Annotated in this window: 13 protein-coding genes and 1 CRISPR repeat array; of the genes, 2 read left to right on the top strand and 11 right to left on the bottom strand. The window is 62.9% G+C overall.

From position 1 onward, the window contains the following. Positions 1-12: 12 nt before the first annotated feature. A CRISPR array of direct repeats spans positions 13-704; the repeat unit is 30 nt; unit sequence GTTTCCATCCCTCGTAGGAAGGCTCAAAAC. Between the two features lie 503 nt (positions 705-1207). From cas2 to Q1K49_RS01930, 11 genes are all read right to left on the bottom strand, one after another. Then, entirely contained in the window at positions 1208-1471 is a 264-nt protein-coding gene (gene cas2 / locus Q1K49_RS01980) for a CRISPR-associated endonuclease Cas2 (RefSeq protein ID WP_026367979.1), read from the bottom strand. A 2-nt stretch (positions 1472-1473) separates the two neighbouring features. After that, positions 1474-2484, bottom strand: a complete 1011-nt coding sequence (gene cas1b, locus Q1K49_RS01975; RefSeq protein ID WP_300522175.1) for a type I-B CRISPR-associated endonuclease Cas1b — start codon at positions 2482-2484, stop codon at positions 1474-1476. 165 nt (positions 2485-2649) lie between these two features. Beyond that, positions 2650-3168, bottom strand: coding sequence for a CRISPR-associated protein Cas4 (gene cas4, locus Q1K49_RS01970; RefSeq protein WP_300522172.1), 519 nt, complete (start codon positions 3166-3168; stop codon positions 2650-2652). Next, positions 3146-5662, bottom strand: coding sequence for a CRISPR-associated helicase Cas3' (gene cas3, locus Q1K49_RS01965; protein ID WP_300522171.1), 2517 nt, complete (start codon positions 5660-5662; stop codon positions 3146-3148). Before cas3 ends, cas4 begins: the two co-directional genes overlap by 23 nt. Next, positions 5613-6323 carry a type I-B CRISPR-associated protein Cas5b gene (gene cas5b / locus Q1K49_RS01960; RefSeq protein WP_300522167.1) on the bottom strand — a complete coding sequence of 237 codons (711 nt, stop codon included), beginning with the start codon at positions 6321-6323 and terminating at the stop codon, positions 5613-5615. The genes cas3 and cas5b overlap by 50 nt, the downstream gene beginning before the upstream one ends. A 6-nt stretch (positions 6324-6329) precedes the next feature. Beyond that, on the bottom strand, positions 6330-7235 hold the full coding sequence (gene cas7b / locus Q1K49_RS01955; protein WP_300522165.1) for a type I-B CRISPR-associated protein Cas7/Csh2: 906 nt from the start codon (positions 7233-7235) through the stop codon (positions 6330-6332). Between the two features lie 121 nt (positions 7236-7356). Then, positions 7357-9483, bottom strand: coding sequence for a TM1802 family CRISPR-associated protein (locus tag Q1K49_RS01950; protein WP_300522162.1), 2127 nt, complete (start codon positions 9481-9483; stop codon positions 7357-7359). An 80-nt stretch (positions 9484-9563) separates the two neighbouring features. Then, on the bottom strand, positions 9564-10400 hold the full coding sequence (cas6, locus tag Q1K49_RS01945) for a CRISPR-associated endoribonuclease Cas6 (RefSeq protein WP_300522161.1): 837 nt from the start codon (positions 10398-10400) through the stop codon (positions 9564-9566). 517 nt (positions 10401-10917) lie between these two features. Then, positions 10918-12336: a multidrug effflux MFS transporter gene (locus tag Q1K49_RS01940; RefSeq protein ID WP_300522159.1), complete on the bottom strand. Its 1419-nt coding sequence runs from the start codon at positions 12334-12336 to the stop codon at positions 10918-10920. A gap of 304 nt (positions 12337-12640) precedes the next feature. After that, positions 12641-13873 carry a tryptophan synthase subunit beta gene (trpB, locus tag Q1K49_RS01935; protein WP_300522157.1) on the bottom strand — a complete coding sequence of 411 codons (1233 nt, stop codon included), beginning with the start codon at positions 13871-13873 and terminating at the stop codon, positions 12641-12643. A gap of 667 nt (positions 13874-14540) precedes the next feature. Further along, positions 14541-14768: a hypothetical protein gene (locus tag Q1K49_RS01930; RefSeq protein ID WP_300522154.1), complete on the bottom strand. Its 228-nt coding sequence runs from the start codon at positions 14766-14768 to the stop codon at positions 14541-14543. A 38-nt stretch (positions 14769-14806) separates the two neighbouring features. Between Q1K49_RS01930 and Q1K49_RS01925 the strand changes: the two genes are divergently transcribed. Further along, on the top strand, positions 14807-15583 hold the full coding sequence (locus Q1K49_RS01925; protein ID WP_300522152.1) for an IclR family transcriptional regulator: 777 nt from the start codon (positions 14807-14809) through the stop codon (positions 15581-15583). 131 nt (positions 15584-15714) lie between these two features. Next, a complete protein-coding gene (locus tag Q1K49_RS01920; RefSeq protein ID WP_300522150.1) occupies positions 15715-17004 on the top strand; it encodes a M20/M25/M40 family metallo-hydrolase in 1290 nt (429 codons plus the stop codon). Positions 17005-17107 lie beyond the last annotated feature (103 nt).

The raw sequence follows: 17107 nt of genomic DNA, 5'->3' as shown, positions 1-17107 counted from the left end.
TCGGAGCGGGAGGTTTCCATCCCTCGTAGGAAGGCTCAAAACCCGTCAAACGCGCCGTCAAGGTCATCGACGAGGACGGGTTTCCATCCCTCGTAGGAAGGCTCAAAACCGGAACCTCCCGAGGAGGTGAAGCAGGATGAGCCTCGGTTTCCATCCCTCGTAGGAAGGCTCAAAACGGAGACGTGAAACTCATGCTCGCGGCGGACATCGCCAGTTTCCATCCCTCGTAGGAAGGCTCAAAACGAGCGTCGGTTTCATTTCTTGAAGACCTCGCGGAGGTTTCCATCCCTCGTAGGAAGGCTCAAAACAAAGTTCTACGCGATGAGATGGAATACCTGCAACGAGGTTTCCATCCCTCGTAGGAAGGCTCAAAACGTGGTGAATTTCGTTGACCCGAAAAACGAAGAGGAGGTTTCCATCCCTCGTAGGAAGGCTCAAAACTGGCCCCTCTCTGCTGGGCCGGTGCCTCTTGTTGTGTTTCCATCCCTCGTAGGAAGGCTCAAAACATATTCCCGAGAGAGGGGGGTGCCACTCACAATGTCGTTTCCATCCCTCGTAGGAAGGCTCAAAACTAACCGGCATGAGGATATATCTCATGTCGCCATCGCGTTTCCATCCCTCGTAGGAAGGCTCAAAACGACGACGCGCGAATCGATACTGGAGGGTCGAACCATGTTTCCATCCCTCGTAGGAAGGCTCAAAACCGGCCGCGACATTCATCATACCCGCTTTTCCGTCGGGTGGCCAGACCAAGAAAGATTACGGTTGTCAAGATGCGTGTTGCGTCGAACTTGTTGCCGTCACAGAATTCGGGAGTCTTGCCTCGCTGCGTCGATCTCCCGGGTTTTACACGCTACCGGAGGTGGACGCAGGCAAACTTCAAAGGCGGCGCCGGGTGGTCCCACATTGTGCGCTTTCCCGGAGCAAAGTCACGCAAACACGCACAAGACCGAAAATTTTCGGGAAACCTCACCGCATTTTCGAAGCACCCGGTTTCGGAAACGACGAAAAAGAAAAAGAAGAACAGGCACAACAGGGGCAACAAGAACAACAGGAGCAACAAAACAACGACGACGACCAAGCCGGGCTTCTTCTGGTGTTACGAATAGCGCTACGAAGACGATCATCGGCAACACAACAGCAAGGACAACAGGAACGACAGGCGCATGGGAGAGAATTCCGGACTCGGCATTGCGTGGGCGCTCCGTCAGAGAAACTGATCCCCGCTTCCCCGCTCCTGGCCGAGGATTTCCCGGGTAGCGTAACGCTCGGTACGCCAGGTGTAGAAGATGACGCTGTCGTATTCCCTGTCGAGAACGTGCCGCATGTCCGCCTTGAGCTGCTGGTAAACCGCAGGCGAAAGTTCACCCTCGAAGACGGAGTTCTGTACCCAGGACAGATAGCGCCGCCCCACCTTCAATGCCCGGGCGACCCGCTTTTCCCCCACATCGTAGACCATGATGACGAACACGGCTACCACCTGGAAACAAAGGGCTCGTAGGGACGATCCCCGAGAATGTGTTTCTCCAGCTTGTAGGCTTCCATGCGCAAAAGAGTTCTGTAGCTCACCTTGCGGTTCAGCGTGGGGTGGTCGATGGTGCCCTGGAGGCGCTCCTCCCAGGTTTTGAGGACGATCTCCCGCCCCGCGTCGGTGAGCAGCACGCCCTCGCCGGAGGTGGAAAAATGCTTCGGCTGAAGCGCCTTTCGATTCAGCAGGGAAAAGATGACCCGATCCACGAGGATTGGTTTGAAAATCTCCGCCAGATCCAGGTTCAGACTGAATCTACGAAAGTTCGTCTCGTGCAGATAGGCGATGCGCGGATCCAGGTGCGTCCGGTAGATCTGGGAGAGCACCGCCACATAGCACAGGGAATTGCAGAAGCTGATGAGCGCATTCATCCGGTTTCCCGGCGGACGCCGGCTCCGGCCCCCGAAGAGAAAACGCTCGTCCTCCACGATAGCGTCGAAAGCGCCGTAATAGGCGTCTCTGGCATTTCCCTCGAAGGCCATGAGCTGTGCCACGTCCTCGGCGTCCTCCAGGCGTTCGCGAAAGCGACGGAGTTCCGCCGCGGCTTCGTCGATGCACTCCCGACGCTCCGGAATCTCCTTGCGATTGGCGTAGTAGGCAAGGACTTTCTCCATGTTCGACGTCGCCCCGTCCACGAAACGCCGCGCCAAGACCAGGCGCTCCGCTCCGTCGAGGTAGGCCTTCACCTGGGCCACCACTACCGCGCCCGCGTTGAGGTGCTCTCGTGGATAGTAGGTTCCCTGATAATAACCGTAATGATTAAAGAAATGAAGGATCAGTTGCGCCGTCGTGGCGAACTCGAGAAAACGCTTGTTCAGCGTCACCTCCCCGAACACGAGAATTTCGTCCGTCGTTTCCACGGGAACGAAACGCCATCCGGTCTCGCTCTCCACGACGATGGTGTTGTCCTTGCGCTTCAGCTCACCCGATGAAAGAAGGTACAGCGTACGTCCCATTCGTTACCTCCCCTCGCGCACTCGGAAGCCTGGGGGCAAAACGCGGGTTCCGCGTTCAAAGTCGCCGGTCCGGCTTCGGGCGCCCCTTCCGCCCGATCGTTCAAGCCCCACGCCACTCCGGTTCTGCCCGCTTCGGCTCCGGCACGCATCCGGATCAGAGTACCTTCAACTCCAGCACCATTCGCCGTAGGCACAGGACCGGCAATAGGAAGTGCGCGCAAGAGGCGGCGGAGACGCAGCGTCCGCAATGGCTTTGATCTCCTCGTAGATCCGGTCCAGGCGCTTCCGGAGGGGTTCGTCCAGGAGCACCTCCTCCCGGCGACGCTCCTGGGGAAAGAGCAGAACCCCCTTCGCCTCCTGGCCCTGCTTCTCCAGCTCATACAGATAGTGACCAAGCTGGAGCCTTGCGGCGGCCATGCTTCGCGAACTTTTCTTCACCTCCGCCACGACGAGGGTGCCGTCCTCTTCGCGGAGGATGTCGAAGCGGTTGTCCCCAAAGGAAATATCATGCCGGTCGCGGACGTAGGTTTCCCGGTCGTTCAGTCGCCCGAGGCGGAGCAGTTCGTCCCGCCGGTCAGGCTCCACGCCGCGGGCCATGAGCCACACCTGGCGCGAACAGATCGCGGCATACCAGACCAGCGTTCCACCGATGCGGGCGGATTCAGAAAGAATCGGGCCAGTCATCGTCCCGCCGCTTTCCGGCGGGATGAAACCCCGCCGGGCCGTAGGGTCTCAGTCCCTCTTCCCCCCACCGTACCTCGTCGCTCAAAACCGCCTCCGCCAGGAACCGGGTGCGGTCGTCCTCTCCGACGAACTCGAACAGGTTCGGGCGGTCGCTCCACACGGCGCCTCCCTGCTCCGCCTCCCATCGTTCGATCTCTTTCAGAGGCACCTGGATGGCGTGATTCTGCAAAAGGCGTGTCAGGCGCCGCCGTTCGTCCAGGAACTCGAGACCCCTGGGAAGCTCCTGGAGTTCCTTCAGGATGCCACCCAGCGAAACGCCCTGTTCAAGGCCGTATTCCACAAAGACCGTCACGAGGTCTTGCGGCAAACTCGTCTCGTCCTCGTAGAGCTTCGGCAGTGCATCCCACGCGCCTTTCTCGATGCCGGACCAGAGCTCGTCGTCCTCGACACTCCGCCCGACCTCCTCGAAATAGGCGCGGATCAGGCTGGGAACATCCTTCTCACAGATGGTTCCGTCGCACAGAACTCCCTTTTGGCTGCCCAGTGCTCTCCGGCTTCTGTCCAGCAGCACAACGGAATACACGTAGGAGGCGAAGGATCTGTACCTCTCGTTCTCCTTGCGCTGTCTCTTCTCCGGCCGGTCCTCCAGCTCGGCCACGAACACCACGCCGGCGAAGCCGGGACGGGCGTGACGGTTGCAGCGTCCCGCGACCTGCACAATCGAGTCCAGAGGGCCGAGATCCCGGAAGACCCAGTCGAAATCGAGGTCCACGCCGGCCTCCACCACCTGGGTGGCCACGAGAAGACGCGGCTTGCCTTCCTGTTCCAGCTCCCGCAGAGTTTCGAGAACGCGGGAGCGGTGCGCCGGCGTCATCCAGCGGGAGAGAAAGAGCACCGGCCTCCGCCGGTCGCTCCGTTTCTCCTCCAGCCCGCACAGCAGGTCATAGGCGTCGAGGGCGCTTCGTTTCGTGTTGCACACCACCAGCCCCGACGATTCCGGATTGTCCAGATATCCATCGAGGAGGTCCGGCAGTTCCTCCATGGCGTGCCTGCCGCCGAAAATACGGTATTCATGCCGCGTCACGGGAAGAACGCGCAGCTCCTCGGGCGCCAGTTCAACGGCCCCGGGAGCGATTTCGGGCTGCGTCGCCGTGAGGAGAAGAAACGTCGTCCTCCGCTGCTCCACGAGCAGCTTCATCACCTTGCCGAATCCCTCCCAGAGTTTCGGAGGAATGCTCTGCACTTCGTCGAGAACGACCACGGCGTTCGTCAAACGATGAAAGTCCATCGTGCTGTTGGGGCGCGCGTCGAAAAGGGCTTCCCAGAGATGCGCGAAGGTGGTCACCGTAACCGGGGCGTTCCAGTAGCGAAACGTCGCGAGCATTCTGCGCAGGGAACCGCCCTCGTCGTCCGCTTTGCCGTCGCTCCCGCCGGCATCGTTTTCTCCCCGGTTCTTCGGCGCCGGAGCGGCGCCGTCGTTCTTCCGCCCGCTCCCCCCCGGATCCGCCCGGATTTCGAGAAGGCTGTGGTCCTCCTGCACTGCCTCGGCACCGAAGCGGCTTCGCGCCACAGCGGCGTTCTGTTCCACGATGGCGATGAAGGGGAGCGCATAGACGATGTTGGCGGCCTTCGTCTCTTCCGCAAAGAAGAGGGCCGTGTCGAGGCCGATGCGGGTCTTCCCCGCTCCTGTAGGCAGGGAGAGCGCGTAGATCCCCGGCCCGCGAAAAGCCTCCCTTGCCCCGCTCAGGCAGGCCTCGTAGGTCTTTTGCCGCCAGGCGTCCAGCTCCCGTTTTTTCGGCGGCGCCGGAAAAGGCGCCGCGGCGGACGAAGAGGGAAGAGCACTCCGTTCCAGCGCACGGACTCCAAGGGCATCCATGCGGTCCGCCGTGACCAGCAGGGAGAGAAACAGACGAAACCGAAGCCACTCTTCCTCGGGCTCTCGTTCTCCGATTCCGCGGAAAACGTCTCCGGCGAAACGGACGGCCGCACCCTCATCGAACGAGAAGGGCCATTGCAGGCCGCGGTCGCCCAGCACCTCGCCGATTTCCTCTTTATAGCGCTGCAGCGTCCGGCGCACCTTACTCCGGGCAAGGCCTTCGGTCCAGAAGGATTCCGCCTCCTCCCGGGCACGGATGCGGGCGTGGTGAGACCGCACGGTCTCCAGGGACGAGATGTCCGCACATCCCTCCGCGAGGAGCAGAAAGAGCAGAAACACCGCCGAAGGAAAGGCATGGGGACGCCCCCGGCCCTTCCCCCGAAGACACTTCTGGAACTCCCGGTGGATTTTCCCCAGATCGTGGGTCAGGCACAGCCGCGCCAGAAGCGACCGCTCCGTCACCCCGTCCTCCGCGTTCCAAAGCCCCTGGAGCGCCCGCAGTTCCTCCGCGAGGCGGGCGGTTCCGAGCAGATGCTCCGCCAAAGGGCGCTCCGGATGACTCCACACCTCACCAGGCAGGGAAGAAAGCCACGACGTCATCGCCGCATCGTGCGACATCGGCACCCCCTCTTTCCTTGAGCACGAGAGGCTTTACCGGATCGGGAGCGAAATAGACGGAGATCGTCTGCGCGAGGGCACGCTCCCTGGTCATCCGGAGGGGTAACACTTCCCGAAAGGCTCCTCCGGATGACCACAGGTCGAACACGAGTCCCTCCGCCTCGGGAACCACCGACGTCACCTCCACGGCCCCGTCCCGGACGGAGCCACGTTCGCTCCTTCCGATCCAGCGCAGGTCCGCCAGAGCATAGGCCACGCCGAGAAAGGGCGTGTAGACGAACTCACCTTTGGAAAGCCTTGCCTCAAGAGCATCCTCAAGCGGCCCCTCCACGTAGACGCGGTAGGCCACGTCGCGGAGAAACTGGTGCTTTACCTGAATATGCGCATTGTTCTGAGGGTTCTTGACGTTCCAGAAGTTCACGGTCCCTCGGTAATAGCGCAGCGGCTCCAGAATCCGCAGGGCAACCCGCGTCCCCTCCAGGCGATCCCAGAAATGCGCATTCTCGCCGGCCGTCGCGGCGCCGGAGTCGAACCCCAGCACCGCTCCCAGAAGACCGCCCAGACTCGTCGGCGGCGGGAGAGGAAAGGACACCGACGAGGTCGTGGTGTATCCCTTGCGGAACATGGCAAGACGCCCCCGCACCTCGAAGACGCACGCCATGCCGCGTCACCTCGTCTCTTCGCGATAGCGCTCTCCGAGCACATCCCCCGCGTTCCAGCCGGTCGGCACCAGATCCGCATCGCGCAGCAGGTGCACCGCCGCCACGGAGTCCTGAAGCGCGGCAAGGCGCTCGGCGATGCCCGCCATGTCGAGCGCGACGCCGCCGAGAGTGCGCAGCATGCGCTGGTCCTCCTCGGAGAGCACGCTTCCGTCGCGGCGCACCAGGCGCACCTTCTCGTCGAGGGAGCCGATGGCGCCGTCGAACCCGTTCCGGTAGCGGATCTCCAGCAGAAGGCGGGGGCGGTGCTCCATCTTGCTCCGGGTGATCAGATTGGCCGTTCCTTTCCAGAGGGCCTCGACCAGTGCATCGAGATCCTCTTCCGTGGCGCCCGTCGTCGCCGACGGATGCTGATTGGCGATGCCGTAGACGCCGATGAGACAGAAAGGCACCCGATATTCACTGCGGAAGGAACGCTGCCCGCTCGTCTCCTTGGTGGCGAAGGCCGCGGTTCCCTGCACGGTTTCCACCTTCGCCCGGTGCAGCGAACGCCCCCATTTGAACTGCACGGGACCGGTCCAGGAAAAAGCCTCCTTCCCCAGCGCGAAGGTCACGCCGAAGAGGCGCGTGTCGACGCAGTGCCGCATGGCCTCCTCGCCCTTCGTCACACCAAAGGCCTTCCGCAGGGTCTCCACTCGGTCCTTCAGGGTGTTCGTCTCTCCGTCGACGAACACCGACTTTCCCTCCCGAAGCCACTGATCCCGCACCGTGCGCTTGACGCGCACGTCCGATACAAGAATCTGCTCGGTATCCTCGTCGTAACGGGGATGGTTCGCATTGAGCGGATCACCGTTCGGGTTCGCATCCGTCACCGTGTAGGCGAAAAAGAACTCTCTCCGTCCCGCAAACGCCATGATCGCATTCCTCCTCGTCGTGCTCCCGCCCCGGCCATGACCGTGATGAACCCCGCATCGCAGGGGCTACCGAGTCCATGGACTCCCCGACCGAAAAACCTTTCCGTCTTTCCTTTTGTCCTCACTCTCCGTCGCCCTCTCCGCCGGAAGCGTCCTCCTCTGATGCCGCATCGTCCCCCGGAAGGGATTCGTCCACGACGACATCCGCGGGAACTTGTTTTCCGAAACAGCGCCAGAAATAGCTCGGCGCGGCAAGAAAGCCCGCCGCGAAGGCGAAGTTGCCCTCCGGTCCGAGTTCCTTCTGTTCTCCCTCCAGAATCAGGCACATCACCTCTCCCGCAAAGGATTGCACGGGGCCGGCATAGTCGATCCGGTATTGATGGATCAGCCCCGGCAGGCGCCCGAGGTGGCCCTTGAGATCGCGCAGGCGAAGCCGCCCGAAGTTGAGCTGCTTGAACAGCGGCGACGCGGCCACATCCACCGCCTTTTTCTTCTCCTGCTCCGCCGGCTCCGTCCCTCTCACCTGCTCCCGGGCGAACACGCCCAGCAGCACCCCGGCGAGGAACACCCCGCGTCCGAAAGGCTGTTGTAGATAGGGATCGGCAAACGCCTCCATCATCTCCTCGATCCGCTCCCGAAGGAATTTTCTCGAACCCGCCGCATCCCCTGTACCCGAAGTGCCCAAACCCGTTTCTCCGTTCGTAGCCACGCCCTCTTCTTCCAACATCATGCAGTTTCCCTCCTCCCCGTTCGTTCCGCCCGCTCCGCCGCAACGCGCTTCGTCGGCCCGGGCCAGAAAATCCACAAGGCGCTCCGCCCTCCGAAGAATCGAACATTTCTTCCACGTCGGCATATCCGGATCGGTCAGAATCCCCGGAAGACGCGGGCAGAAAAGCCCCTTGAGCGGCGCCGGATCCACCCGCTCGCCGGAAAGCAGCTTGCCCGCCAGGGAAAGCGCCATATCCCGCAGCGCCGTCTGGTCCTGCCTGCTCTTCCCCGTAAAGTCGGACAGAACGACGAACAGGAAGCGCAGCCCTGACGAAAGATGCTGCTCCTTCCCGATCGTCCTTTCCTTTCCCGAGGTGTTCCCCGCCCCGAAAAACATCTCGCAGGATCGGCGCCAGGCGCCGAAGAGGCGCTGCAGCCGGAGGGGCGGCACATCCTCCACCAGAAGATGAATGCGCTCCTGAGCCTGGGCCTCCTCCCAGAAGAGAAAGTGGTAGACCAGCACATCATCCCGGTCGAGCAGTTCCTCGAAGGCGAACCCCGCATTGACGAGCCCTGTGCCGAGAAAATTCTTCGTCTTGGCCTCGAGCCGCCGGAAACGCATGCCGGGGCCGACCCCGAACAGCTCGGGAACCACCGTCACGTGGAGCGGACGCACCAGGTGATCCTCGCGAAAGACCGTGTCCGCGTGGTCCCGCCCCCGGAAAAGCCAGCGCAGACACTCTCCGCAGAGGGGAAAAACCTTCTCGGGCCGGTCCTGCCCGCCGGGAAGAAAGCTCTTCTTGTCGAAGGTGGCGAAGGCGAAGATCTCATCTAAATTGCCCGCGTGCTTCTCTTCTTTGCCGCAGAGCGCGCAGAGCGCTCCCGCTTTCTTCAAACGGGATTCCCGGACCTTCGACCAAAAATAGGAGGAAAAGAGCGGTTCCACCGGCGGATCTCCCGGATAGAGGAACGTCTCCTTGCCATAAATGTTGTCCTTGACGCCGAAGACGAGGACGAAGGAGAGGGGTTTTTTGTCCCGCTTCGCCTCCGACAGTGCTGCTTCGGCCTGCCGCACCAGCTCGTCTCGATGTTCCCGAAGCCCCTCCAGAATGCGCGCGACGCTTCCCGGCGCAAAGACCTGCACCGATTCGCCGGCGGAGGATTTTTTCCCCTTCCCCGATCCCCCCTTCGGGCTCCGGGGCGATTCGAACTCCGCAAGGACCTTTGTCCCGAGCTTCTCCAAATAGGCCTCGTCGAAGCTCAGCTCCTTCTTCTGCATGCGCACCACGGGGGAATAACAGAAGGAGAAATTGCTTCCGTCGGGCTCCCGGTACAGATAGCTCCGTTTCCTTTTGGCACTCATCTCATTCAGATCCACACGCGCCACACCCCGGACGCGAAGCGGGCTTTTCCGGGGATCTTCCACGTCGAGCCAGACGCGAATCTCCGTGCCCGAGGCCAGGGGCATCTTCACGGCGCACTCCAGTTCATCGCCACCAAGCGTTTTTCCGATCTCCAGAAGCGCGGACACCATTCCCATCGCGGTTTCTTCCCTCCTCTCCCGTTCTCCGACGCCACGCCATCCCACAGATCCTTGAGGCCGCCCTCCGGCGCGGAACCTTATCCGCAAGGCACCGCAGAAACCACTCCGGTCGCCTCCTCCGCATCTCCCGCCTCCCGCACCAGTTCGACGCATCCCCAGCCGCTCGAATTCTTCGCACCCAACCCCGCGTCCAGTGCGAGCTGCAACAGCTCCTGCGGCCCTTCGAGACGGAACAGGCCGTCCCACCCCTTCACCGGAAAGGTATCCCCGGGAGAAAAAAAGCCGGTCACGCGATGCACCCTTCCCACGGGGCGAAAACGAAGCAAAGGATCTTGCGAAACCTCCGGGTCGTCGCGTTCGCCGGGGCAGTTTTTCTCCGCCGTTCCGGCGAGAGCGGCCTGTTTCTTCCGGAGATTCGACGCAATCTGTTCCGAAAAGGCCGTTTCCTGCGGCTCGTAATACACCGTATAGAGGCGCCCGTCCCCTTTGCGCAGCGTGGAGTAGACCGTAATGGGCGAGAGAGTGCGCAGCAGAACCCGCGTTCCCACCACCACGGGAGCCGCCGTTTCCACGCCGGAACAGAGCAGTTCGTTGTTCCCCAGACGGAACAGCCGCCCCGAAAGAAGTCCCCGGGCGCACTCCTCGAGAATATCCAGCACTGGAGAAGAAAGAACGAACGAGAGAGGCGAGTCGAAGAGAAGAACGTCTTTCTCTCTTCGGGGAGGGGAGACGCTTTGAAGCCGGGAGAACGTGAAGAGGCGGAAGGAACGTTTTTCGAAGAGAAATCCCGGACCGTGGAGGAACGCTGCAAGGTCCTCCGAGAGGAGCCCGTACACGGCGGCCTGCAGATAATGCCGATACGCTTCGGGGAGACGCACGGGACCGTTCTGTTTGGATTCAATATGAACCGTCATGCGCATGATATTTCCTTATTTTTCCAAGAAACAAATAACATTTCCGATTCACCTCCAAAAAAGAGGAGCTTTTTCTCAGTATATTCGCCTTCTCTTATTTTTCAATCCTGCCGCAAGTCCCGATTGTCCGCCTTCAACCCCACAAAATCCCACAATTCCTTGTGATGTACAAAGACAATCCCTTATAGGAAATCTAAACCATGTGTGTTGTTTTCCACGAGAACAATACTGTTTCCACCCCTCGGCGATCCACCACCGCCTCTTCCGCCGTGGCCGCCGAACACAACGAAGCTCCTGCAAATGCACAGCAAAAATCCCCCTGCAACGCAGGGGGACGAGGGAGGCTCTGATGGACTCCTTCAGGCAAGGAGGCGCGTTGCGCCTCCGCCCGCGCCGTCCGAAGTCCTTCGAGACGATCCGGATCCGGGGCCTGATGTCGGAAACGCCCGAACCTCCACGCAATGCGTCCGAAACTCCTTGTGACGATCCCGGGTCCTGATGTCAGTGGTGTCCGCGCCTACGCCCGCACTTTCCGCATCTCCGGAAGATACAGGGCGAGGCTTGAGAGAAGCGCCGCAAGCACGCCGCAGGCGAGCTTGAAGGCGCTGTCGTAGAGCAGCGGCGCCAGAAACCCCGAGACGACGGCGAGGATGAGGGTCTGGACGAAGGCCTGCAGCGAGGCCGCCAAGCCCCGGCTTTCGGGAAAGAGCGCAAGGGCCGTGACGGTGATCCCCGGCGCGGCGATGTTCATGCCGAAGGCGTAGAGCATGAGGGGCAGAACCGCCCAGGGGAGTGCGGGAGCAAACAGGGCGGTGTAGGCCACGTTGCACAGCGCCGCCACCCCCATGACGCCGAAACCGATCCGGATGATGGCTCCGGTGGAAAAGCGGCGCGTCAGCCGCGCCGAGGTGGCGGACCCCGTGACCATGCCGGCCACGAGGGGAACGAAGAGCCAGCCGAAACCGGTCTCGGGCTGGTGGAGGATGTTGATGACGAAACTGGCCGCCGAGCCGATGTAGAGCCCGAATCCGATGAAGAAGGTTCCCATGGACAGGATCAGCCGGAGAAAGCGCATGTTCCGGACGACTTTTCCGTAGTCGGCGAGGATACCCGCGGGCCGGAAACGGTGGCGCATCCCCCGGGGAAGGCTCTCCGGAAGCAGACGGAAGAGCGCGACGCTCATGAGCAGGGCAAAGGCCGCGAGGAAGAGAAAGACCGATCTCCAGCCGAAGAGCACGTGCAGCCATCCGCCGAGGATGGGGGCGATGGCGGGAGCGAGGCCGAAGACCATGGTGATGTAGGACATCACCCGGTGCGCCTCGGCGCCCGAGGCGAGATCCTGCACGACCGCCCTCCCCACCACGGCTCCGCCCGCCGCCGCAAGGCCCTGCAGTCCTCGAAAGAACAGGAGGTGTCCGAACAAGGGGGACAGCGCGGCGCCGAAAGAGGCCGCGACGTAGAGCACGAGCGATCCGAGGATGACCGGACGGCGGCCGAAGGAGTCGGACAGGGTGCCCGCAAAGAGCATCGTGAAGGCGAAGAAGAAAAGGTACACGCTGAGCGTCTGCTGCACGAGCACCTGCTCCACCGCGAATTCCCTGCCGATGACGTGGAGCGACGGCAGATAGGTGTCGATGGCGAGGGGACCCACCATGGCCAGTCCGGCCAGAACCAAAATGATCGCCCTGCCGACTCCCGCCTTCGGCGGCTCCGCCGCGACAGCCCCCACAGCATCCCCCGCTTCCGCTCCGCTGGAGGCGGAAACCCCGCAGGTCTCAAAGGAGTCCCGGGAAATCCCTTCGGGGCGCGCTCCGCCATCCCCGGGGGAAACGGAGTCGTTTTCCTCCCCGCCCTCTTCTTCACGCACCGCTCCGCGCAGCGCTTCTTTTGCTTCCGTTCGTTCCCGAACCAGTTCTCCCTGGAGCATTCGTTCCATGTCGCACCCCGCAGCCTCGTCGTCTTCGTGCGCCCTCTCCGCTTCGGAGCGCCTCGTTCGCGCCTCGTTCTCCGAGGCGAACTAGTTATTTTATCGCATTCGTCCGTCGTCGTCTGTTTTCGTCCGCCTTCGCCGATCCTGGTGGACATCGATGGACGGTGGGCATCGTCCGGCGCCCTCCGCCAGGGGAATTCCGAAGACGCGGCGTGCCCTGCACCGCAGCGCAGGGCACGCTTCCACAGGCGGCGCGACCGTCGCGAGGGCGGCGTTCCGCCGCAGCCTTACGTGGCGGAACGACACGGAACTACAACCCGAGCAGCGGCAGGAGCGTGTCCAGGTCCTTGTCACCCCGGCCGGAGAGGTTCACCAGGAGAATCTGCTCCTTCTCCATCGCGGGAAGCCTCTTCAGCGCGTAGGCGAGCGCATGGGAACTCTCGATGGCGGGAAGAATGCCCTCTTCCCGGGAAAGGCGTCCGAAGGCGGCGATGGCCTCCTCGTCGGTGGCGGCGACATAGCGGACTCTGCCGGTGTCCTTGAGATGGGCGTGCTCGGGGCCGACGCCGGGATAATCGAGCCCCGGGGCGACGGAGTAGACCGGAGCGGGCTCGCCCGCGTCGTCGGAGAGCACATAAGTGTTGAAGCCGTGGACGACGCCGGGAGAACCGGCTACGAGGGTGGCCGCGTGGGCGCCGATGCCGAGGTGCAGCCCCTTGCCCGCGGGCTCCACACCCGTGAGGGCCACCTGCGCGTCCGCAAGGAATCCAGAGAAGATGCCGATGGCGTTGCTGCCGCCGCCGACACAGGCCGCCACTTCGTCGGGAAGCCTCCCCTCCCGCTGGAGCATCTGCGTCCGGGCCTCGCTGCCGATGACGCTCTGGAAGAAGCGGACGATTTCGGGATAGGGAGAGGGACCGACGGCGGAACCGAGGAGATAGAACGCCTCGGGATCCTCCATCCACGCCGCGAGCGCACCGTCCACCGCCTCTTTGAGCGTGGCCTGACCGAAGGAGACGGGGACCACCTTTGCGCCGAGGGCACGCATGCGCCCCACGTTGGGAGCCTGACGCGCCACGTCCACCGCGCCCATGTAGACAGCGCACTCCATGCCGAGCAGCGCCGCCGCGGTGGCGCCGGCCGTTCCGTGCATTCCCGCGCCGGTCTCGGCGATGAGGCGCTTCTTTCCCATGCGCTTCGCCAAAAGCCCCTGCCCGAGAGCGTTGTTGATCTTGTGCGCCCCCGTGTGGTTCAGGTCCTCCCGCTTCAGAAAGAGCCGCCCGCCGCCGCACGCCCTGGAGAGGTTCCGGCACTCCGTCACGGGAGAGGGCCTGCCCACGAACTCCACCAGCAGTTCGTCCAGCTCCTTCCGGAACGTCGGATCCGCCACGGCCTCGTCGAAGGCCTTCTCCAGCTCTTCCAAAAGCACCGCGATTCCCTCGGGAACGAATCTGCCGCCGTAGGGGCCGAAATATCCCCGCTCCGTCCGCGCTGCACCCTGCCCGTCCAAAACCGCCGCTTTGCCTTTGCTCGTCTCTGCCATGTTCCTCGCCTCCTCTGGTCTCTTTCGATGTCTCTCCGCTGCTCTCCGCTGTCTTTCGACGCCCTTCGCCTTTTTCCCTTCCTTCCCTTATTTGCCTTCCTTCCCTTATTTGTCTACTTACCCATCCACCTACCCACTCAGTCGCTTACGCACGTACTCGCCTCTTCTTTCGCCGCCTCGCAACGAACCGACATACAAAAAGGGCCGTCATCACGACGGCCCCGAAAAGGAAAACACAGGGGGCCGCGGGAATGCTCTTCTCCCGCGGCCCCCCTTGAAAAACAGGTCAAAGGCGGCGGGACCCTAAGGCCACCACCACCAGAAATGCGTCAGACGAAAACCGTTCCCGGACACTGCACCCTTCTGCGTCATGGACGGGACCATACCACGGAAACCGCACCGTTGTCAACGCCGTTTCGTCGCCCCTCCACCGGGCGAAAACCCCGTCACGACGGCACCCACCGAAGCGAGACACGACATCCCCCACTCCAGCAACAGGCCGCGAAAATGACCCGGCGGCCTGTCCCGGACAGACGCACGTTCTCCCGAAGCCGTCGCGCGCCACACAATGGTCCGTGCATCGAAGAACTTCGTTGTCCTCCGATCCCGCTGCGCCCATGCTCTTGTATTGCGATGCAGGACTTGTTATAATACCTCTATTATCTTACTAAGTTAGATTATATCTAACCACAAGCACCTCGTCGCTGCAAAACGCTCCCGCGTAGAGCACGGTTCCGGTCCAGATCCTTCGGCACGGCAGCGGCGTGCGGGCAAAATCCGCCGCGGAGCACCCGCACTCGAAAAAAACCACGAAGTCCGCCGTCGCGGCGATTTCTGCACCTCGAAGACACTGTGCGTTTTTCACGTTCATATTCATGTTTACGTTCATGTTCATCACAAACACGCATCGATGAAAAAGGAGGAACTCCGCACATGAAACCGCCCACGAGCATCGAAAAAGCGGCCTCCGTCCTGGACAGGCTGGCCGAGCCGCCCTACACCATGTCCCTCACGGAGGTGGCGGATTTTCTCTCCATGAGCAAGCCCGGTGCGCTGAGCATGCTCGACGCCATGGAACAGTGCGGGTTCGTCTTCCGCGATTCCCTGACGAAGCGTTACACCCTCGGGGCCTCTCTCGTCCGGCTCGGCAAGGCCTTTCTGGAGCAATCCGACCTGGAGGACACGGTCATGCCCCATCTGGTCCGCCTCAAGGAGACGACGCCCGGAGGAAGGGGACACACCTATCTGAGCATCTGGGACGGGCGGAAGTGTTTTCTGCTCCTCTCCGTGGATTTTCTCCACGACCGGCGGACCTACGGTCCCTACGAGGGAGGTGGAATTCCGCTCCACGCGGGACTCACGGCGATCCTCCTGGCGGCCTACCAGGACCAGGCAATGATCCGGCGCATGCTGGAGGCGGCGGCCCCGCTGAAGAAAGTGACGGAGAACACCCTCACGGACATCGATCAGATCATGGAGCACTATCGCAGGGTCCGCGAACAGGGGTACCACCTGGGCAACGAAGGATACCGCATCGGCTTCGTGGGCATCGCCGCACCGGTGTTCGACAAGGACGGCAGGGCCTTCGCCGCGGTGGCCCTCTCCTGCCCCAAGACACTGCTCTCCCGGGAGGCGCTCGTGGAGAACTACCTGGACGGCGTGCTCGAAACAGCCCGGGTCATCACCCGAAAGATCGCCCTTCGGGGGTGATTCCGTCCGAAGCCGCCACCGCCGCAGGTCCCGAAGCGATGGCACGGCGCCGGACGGGATGTTCCGTCCGTTCGGCGAGCGGACGGAAACGGCGGCGCAAAGGGGCGCCGCAGGCGAAGCAGGAGAACGAAATGGAAGGTGAAACGATCATGCACGGAGAAACCGCTCCCGGGGAGGACGTCTCCGCCGGGAAGTTCTTTTCGGAAAAACGCTTCATCGAGGACTACGTCCGCCGCAACCGGGAAGCCATGCTCGCCTTCTGGGAAGCACTGGTGAACAGGGAAAGCTTCTCCGGGGACAAACCTTCGGTGGACGCCCTGGCGGCGTGGCTCGCCGAACGCTTCGACGAGATCGGCGGAACCTGCGAACTTCTGCGCTTTGCCAAGGCCGGAAACGGCCTCGCCGTCACGCTGAACGGAAACGCGCCCGGCAGACCGGTCCTTCTGCTCGGCCATTACGACACGGTCTTTCCCCCGCTCGCGGAAGAGCGGCGGACATTCCGTATCGAGGAGGGGCGCGCCTACGGCCCGGGGGTCCTGGACATGAAGGGGGGCATCACCATCGCCTTTCACGCCGTCCGGGCACTTCTCGAAGGGGGGTTCCGGGAGCGCCCGATCCGGGTCCTCCTCGCGGGAGACGAGGAGACCGGGCACCCCGAGTCCGACATGGGGGAGCGTTTCCGCGCCGCCGCCGCGGAGTGCGTCGCGGCCTTCAACCTGGAGACGGGCGCTCCCGACGACGGGGTCATCGTGGAACGCAAGGGCATGAGCCGTTACCTTCTCGACGTGCGGGGCAGAGCGGCCCACGCGGGGCGCGACCCCGGAGAGGGGCGGAGCGCCGTGCTCGAGGCGGCGCACAAGACCGTCGCCATCTCCGCCGCGTCGGGAGAGGACATGAGCTTCAACGTGGGTGTCTTCCGGGGAGGCACCGTGGCAAACGTCGTGGCGGACAGGGCGGAGCTGCACATCGACGTGCGCACCCGCACCACCGGCGCCGCCGCCCGGGCGGAAGCGCTGCTCCGGGACGTGGCCCGCCGCAGCACCGTGGAGGGCACGGAGGCAAGCCTGTCGGGGGGCGTGCGTTTTCCTCCCATGGAACGCACCGAGGGGAACCTGGCGCTCTTCGACCATCTCCGGTGGGTGGCGGACTCCTTCGACCTGCCTCCGGTGCGCCCCGCCGCCTCGGGGGGAAGTTCCGATTCGGCCTTCACCGTCGCGGCGGGAACCCCCACGGCGGATCAGCTCGGCGTCAAGGGCAGGCACAACCATTCCCCCATGGAGTGGGCCGACGTGGCCTCGCTCTTCGAGCGCACGCGCTTTCTCTTTTGCGCCGTCGCCACCCTGGGAAACTTCGAGAAGACCTGGGCGGCAGCGGAACGCAAGCACCTTCACGGGAAGAGCCATGAGAAGGGGGGTGTCTGAAGACAGAGGCGGACAGAACACATCCCTTCCGTGTCGGAGCGGCAGGGAGCGGACGCGGCACGAAGACTCCGGCACGGGCGCTCAAGTCCTTCGGTGGTTCCAC

The sequence above is a fragment of the Aminiphilus sp. genome, from assembly GCF_029975095.1.
Lineage (GTDB): Bacteria > Synergistota > Synergistia > Synergistales > Aminiphilaceae > Aminiphilus.
The sequence above is the reverse complement of the archived record's forward strand: the minus strand, read 5'-3'. Positions and strand labels throughout refer to the sequence as shown.

Bases quoted from the DNA above. Each gene is read 5' to 3' on its own strand.
- cas7b (WP_300522165.1), bottom strand. From the start codon at position 7,235: ATGGCGTTTGCGGGACGGAGAGAGTTCTTTTTCGCCTACACGGTGACG.
- cas3 (WP_300522171.1), bottom strand. From the start codon at position 5,662: ATGTCGCACGATGCGGCGATGACGTCGTGGCTTTCTTCCCTGCCTGGT.
- cas4 (WP_300522172.1), bottom strand. From the start codon at position 3,168: ATGACTGGCCCGATTCTTTCTGAATCCGCCCGCATCGGTGGAACGCTG.
- Q1K49_RS01920 (WP_300522150.1), top strand. From the start codon at position 15,715: ATGGAAGGTGAAACGATCATGCACGGAGAAACCGCTCCCGGGGAGGAC.
- Q1K49_RS01940 (WP_300522159.1), bottom strand. From the start codon at position 12,336: ATGGAACGAATGCTCCAGGGAGAACTGGTTCGGGAACGAACGGAAGCA.
- trpB (WP_300522157.1), bottom strand. From the start codon at position 13,873: ATGGCAGAGACGAGCAAAGGCAAAGCGGCGGTTTTGGACGGGCAGGGT.
- Q1K49_RS01925 (WP_300522152.1), top strand. From the start codon at position 14,807: ATGAAACCGCCCACGAGCATCGAAAAAGCGGCCTCCGTCCTGGACAGG.
- cas5b (WP_300522167.1), bottom strand. From the start codon at position 6,323: ATGGCGTGCGTCTTCGAGGTGCGGGGGCGTCTTGCCATGTTCCGCAAG.
- cas6 (WP_300522161.1), bottom strand. From the start codon at position 10,400: ATGACGGTTCATATTGAATCCAAACAGAACGGTCCCGTGCGTCTCCCC.
- Q1K49_RS01950 (WP_300522162.1), bottom strand. From the start codon at position 9,483: ATGGGAATGGTGTCCGCGCTTCTGGAGATCGGAAAAACGCTTGGTGGC.
- cas1b (WP_300522175.1), bottom strand. From the start codon at position 2,484: ATGGGACGTACGCTGTACCTTCTTTCATCGGGTGAGCTGAAGCGCAAG.
- Q1K49_RS01930 (WP_300522154.1), bottom strand. From the start codon at position 14,768: ATGAACATGAACGTAAACATGAATATGAACGTGAAAAACGCACAGTGT.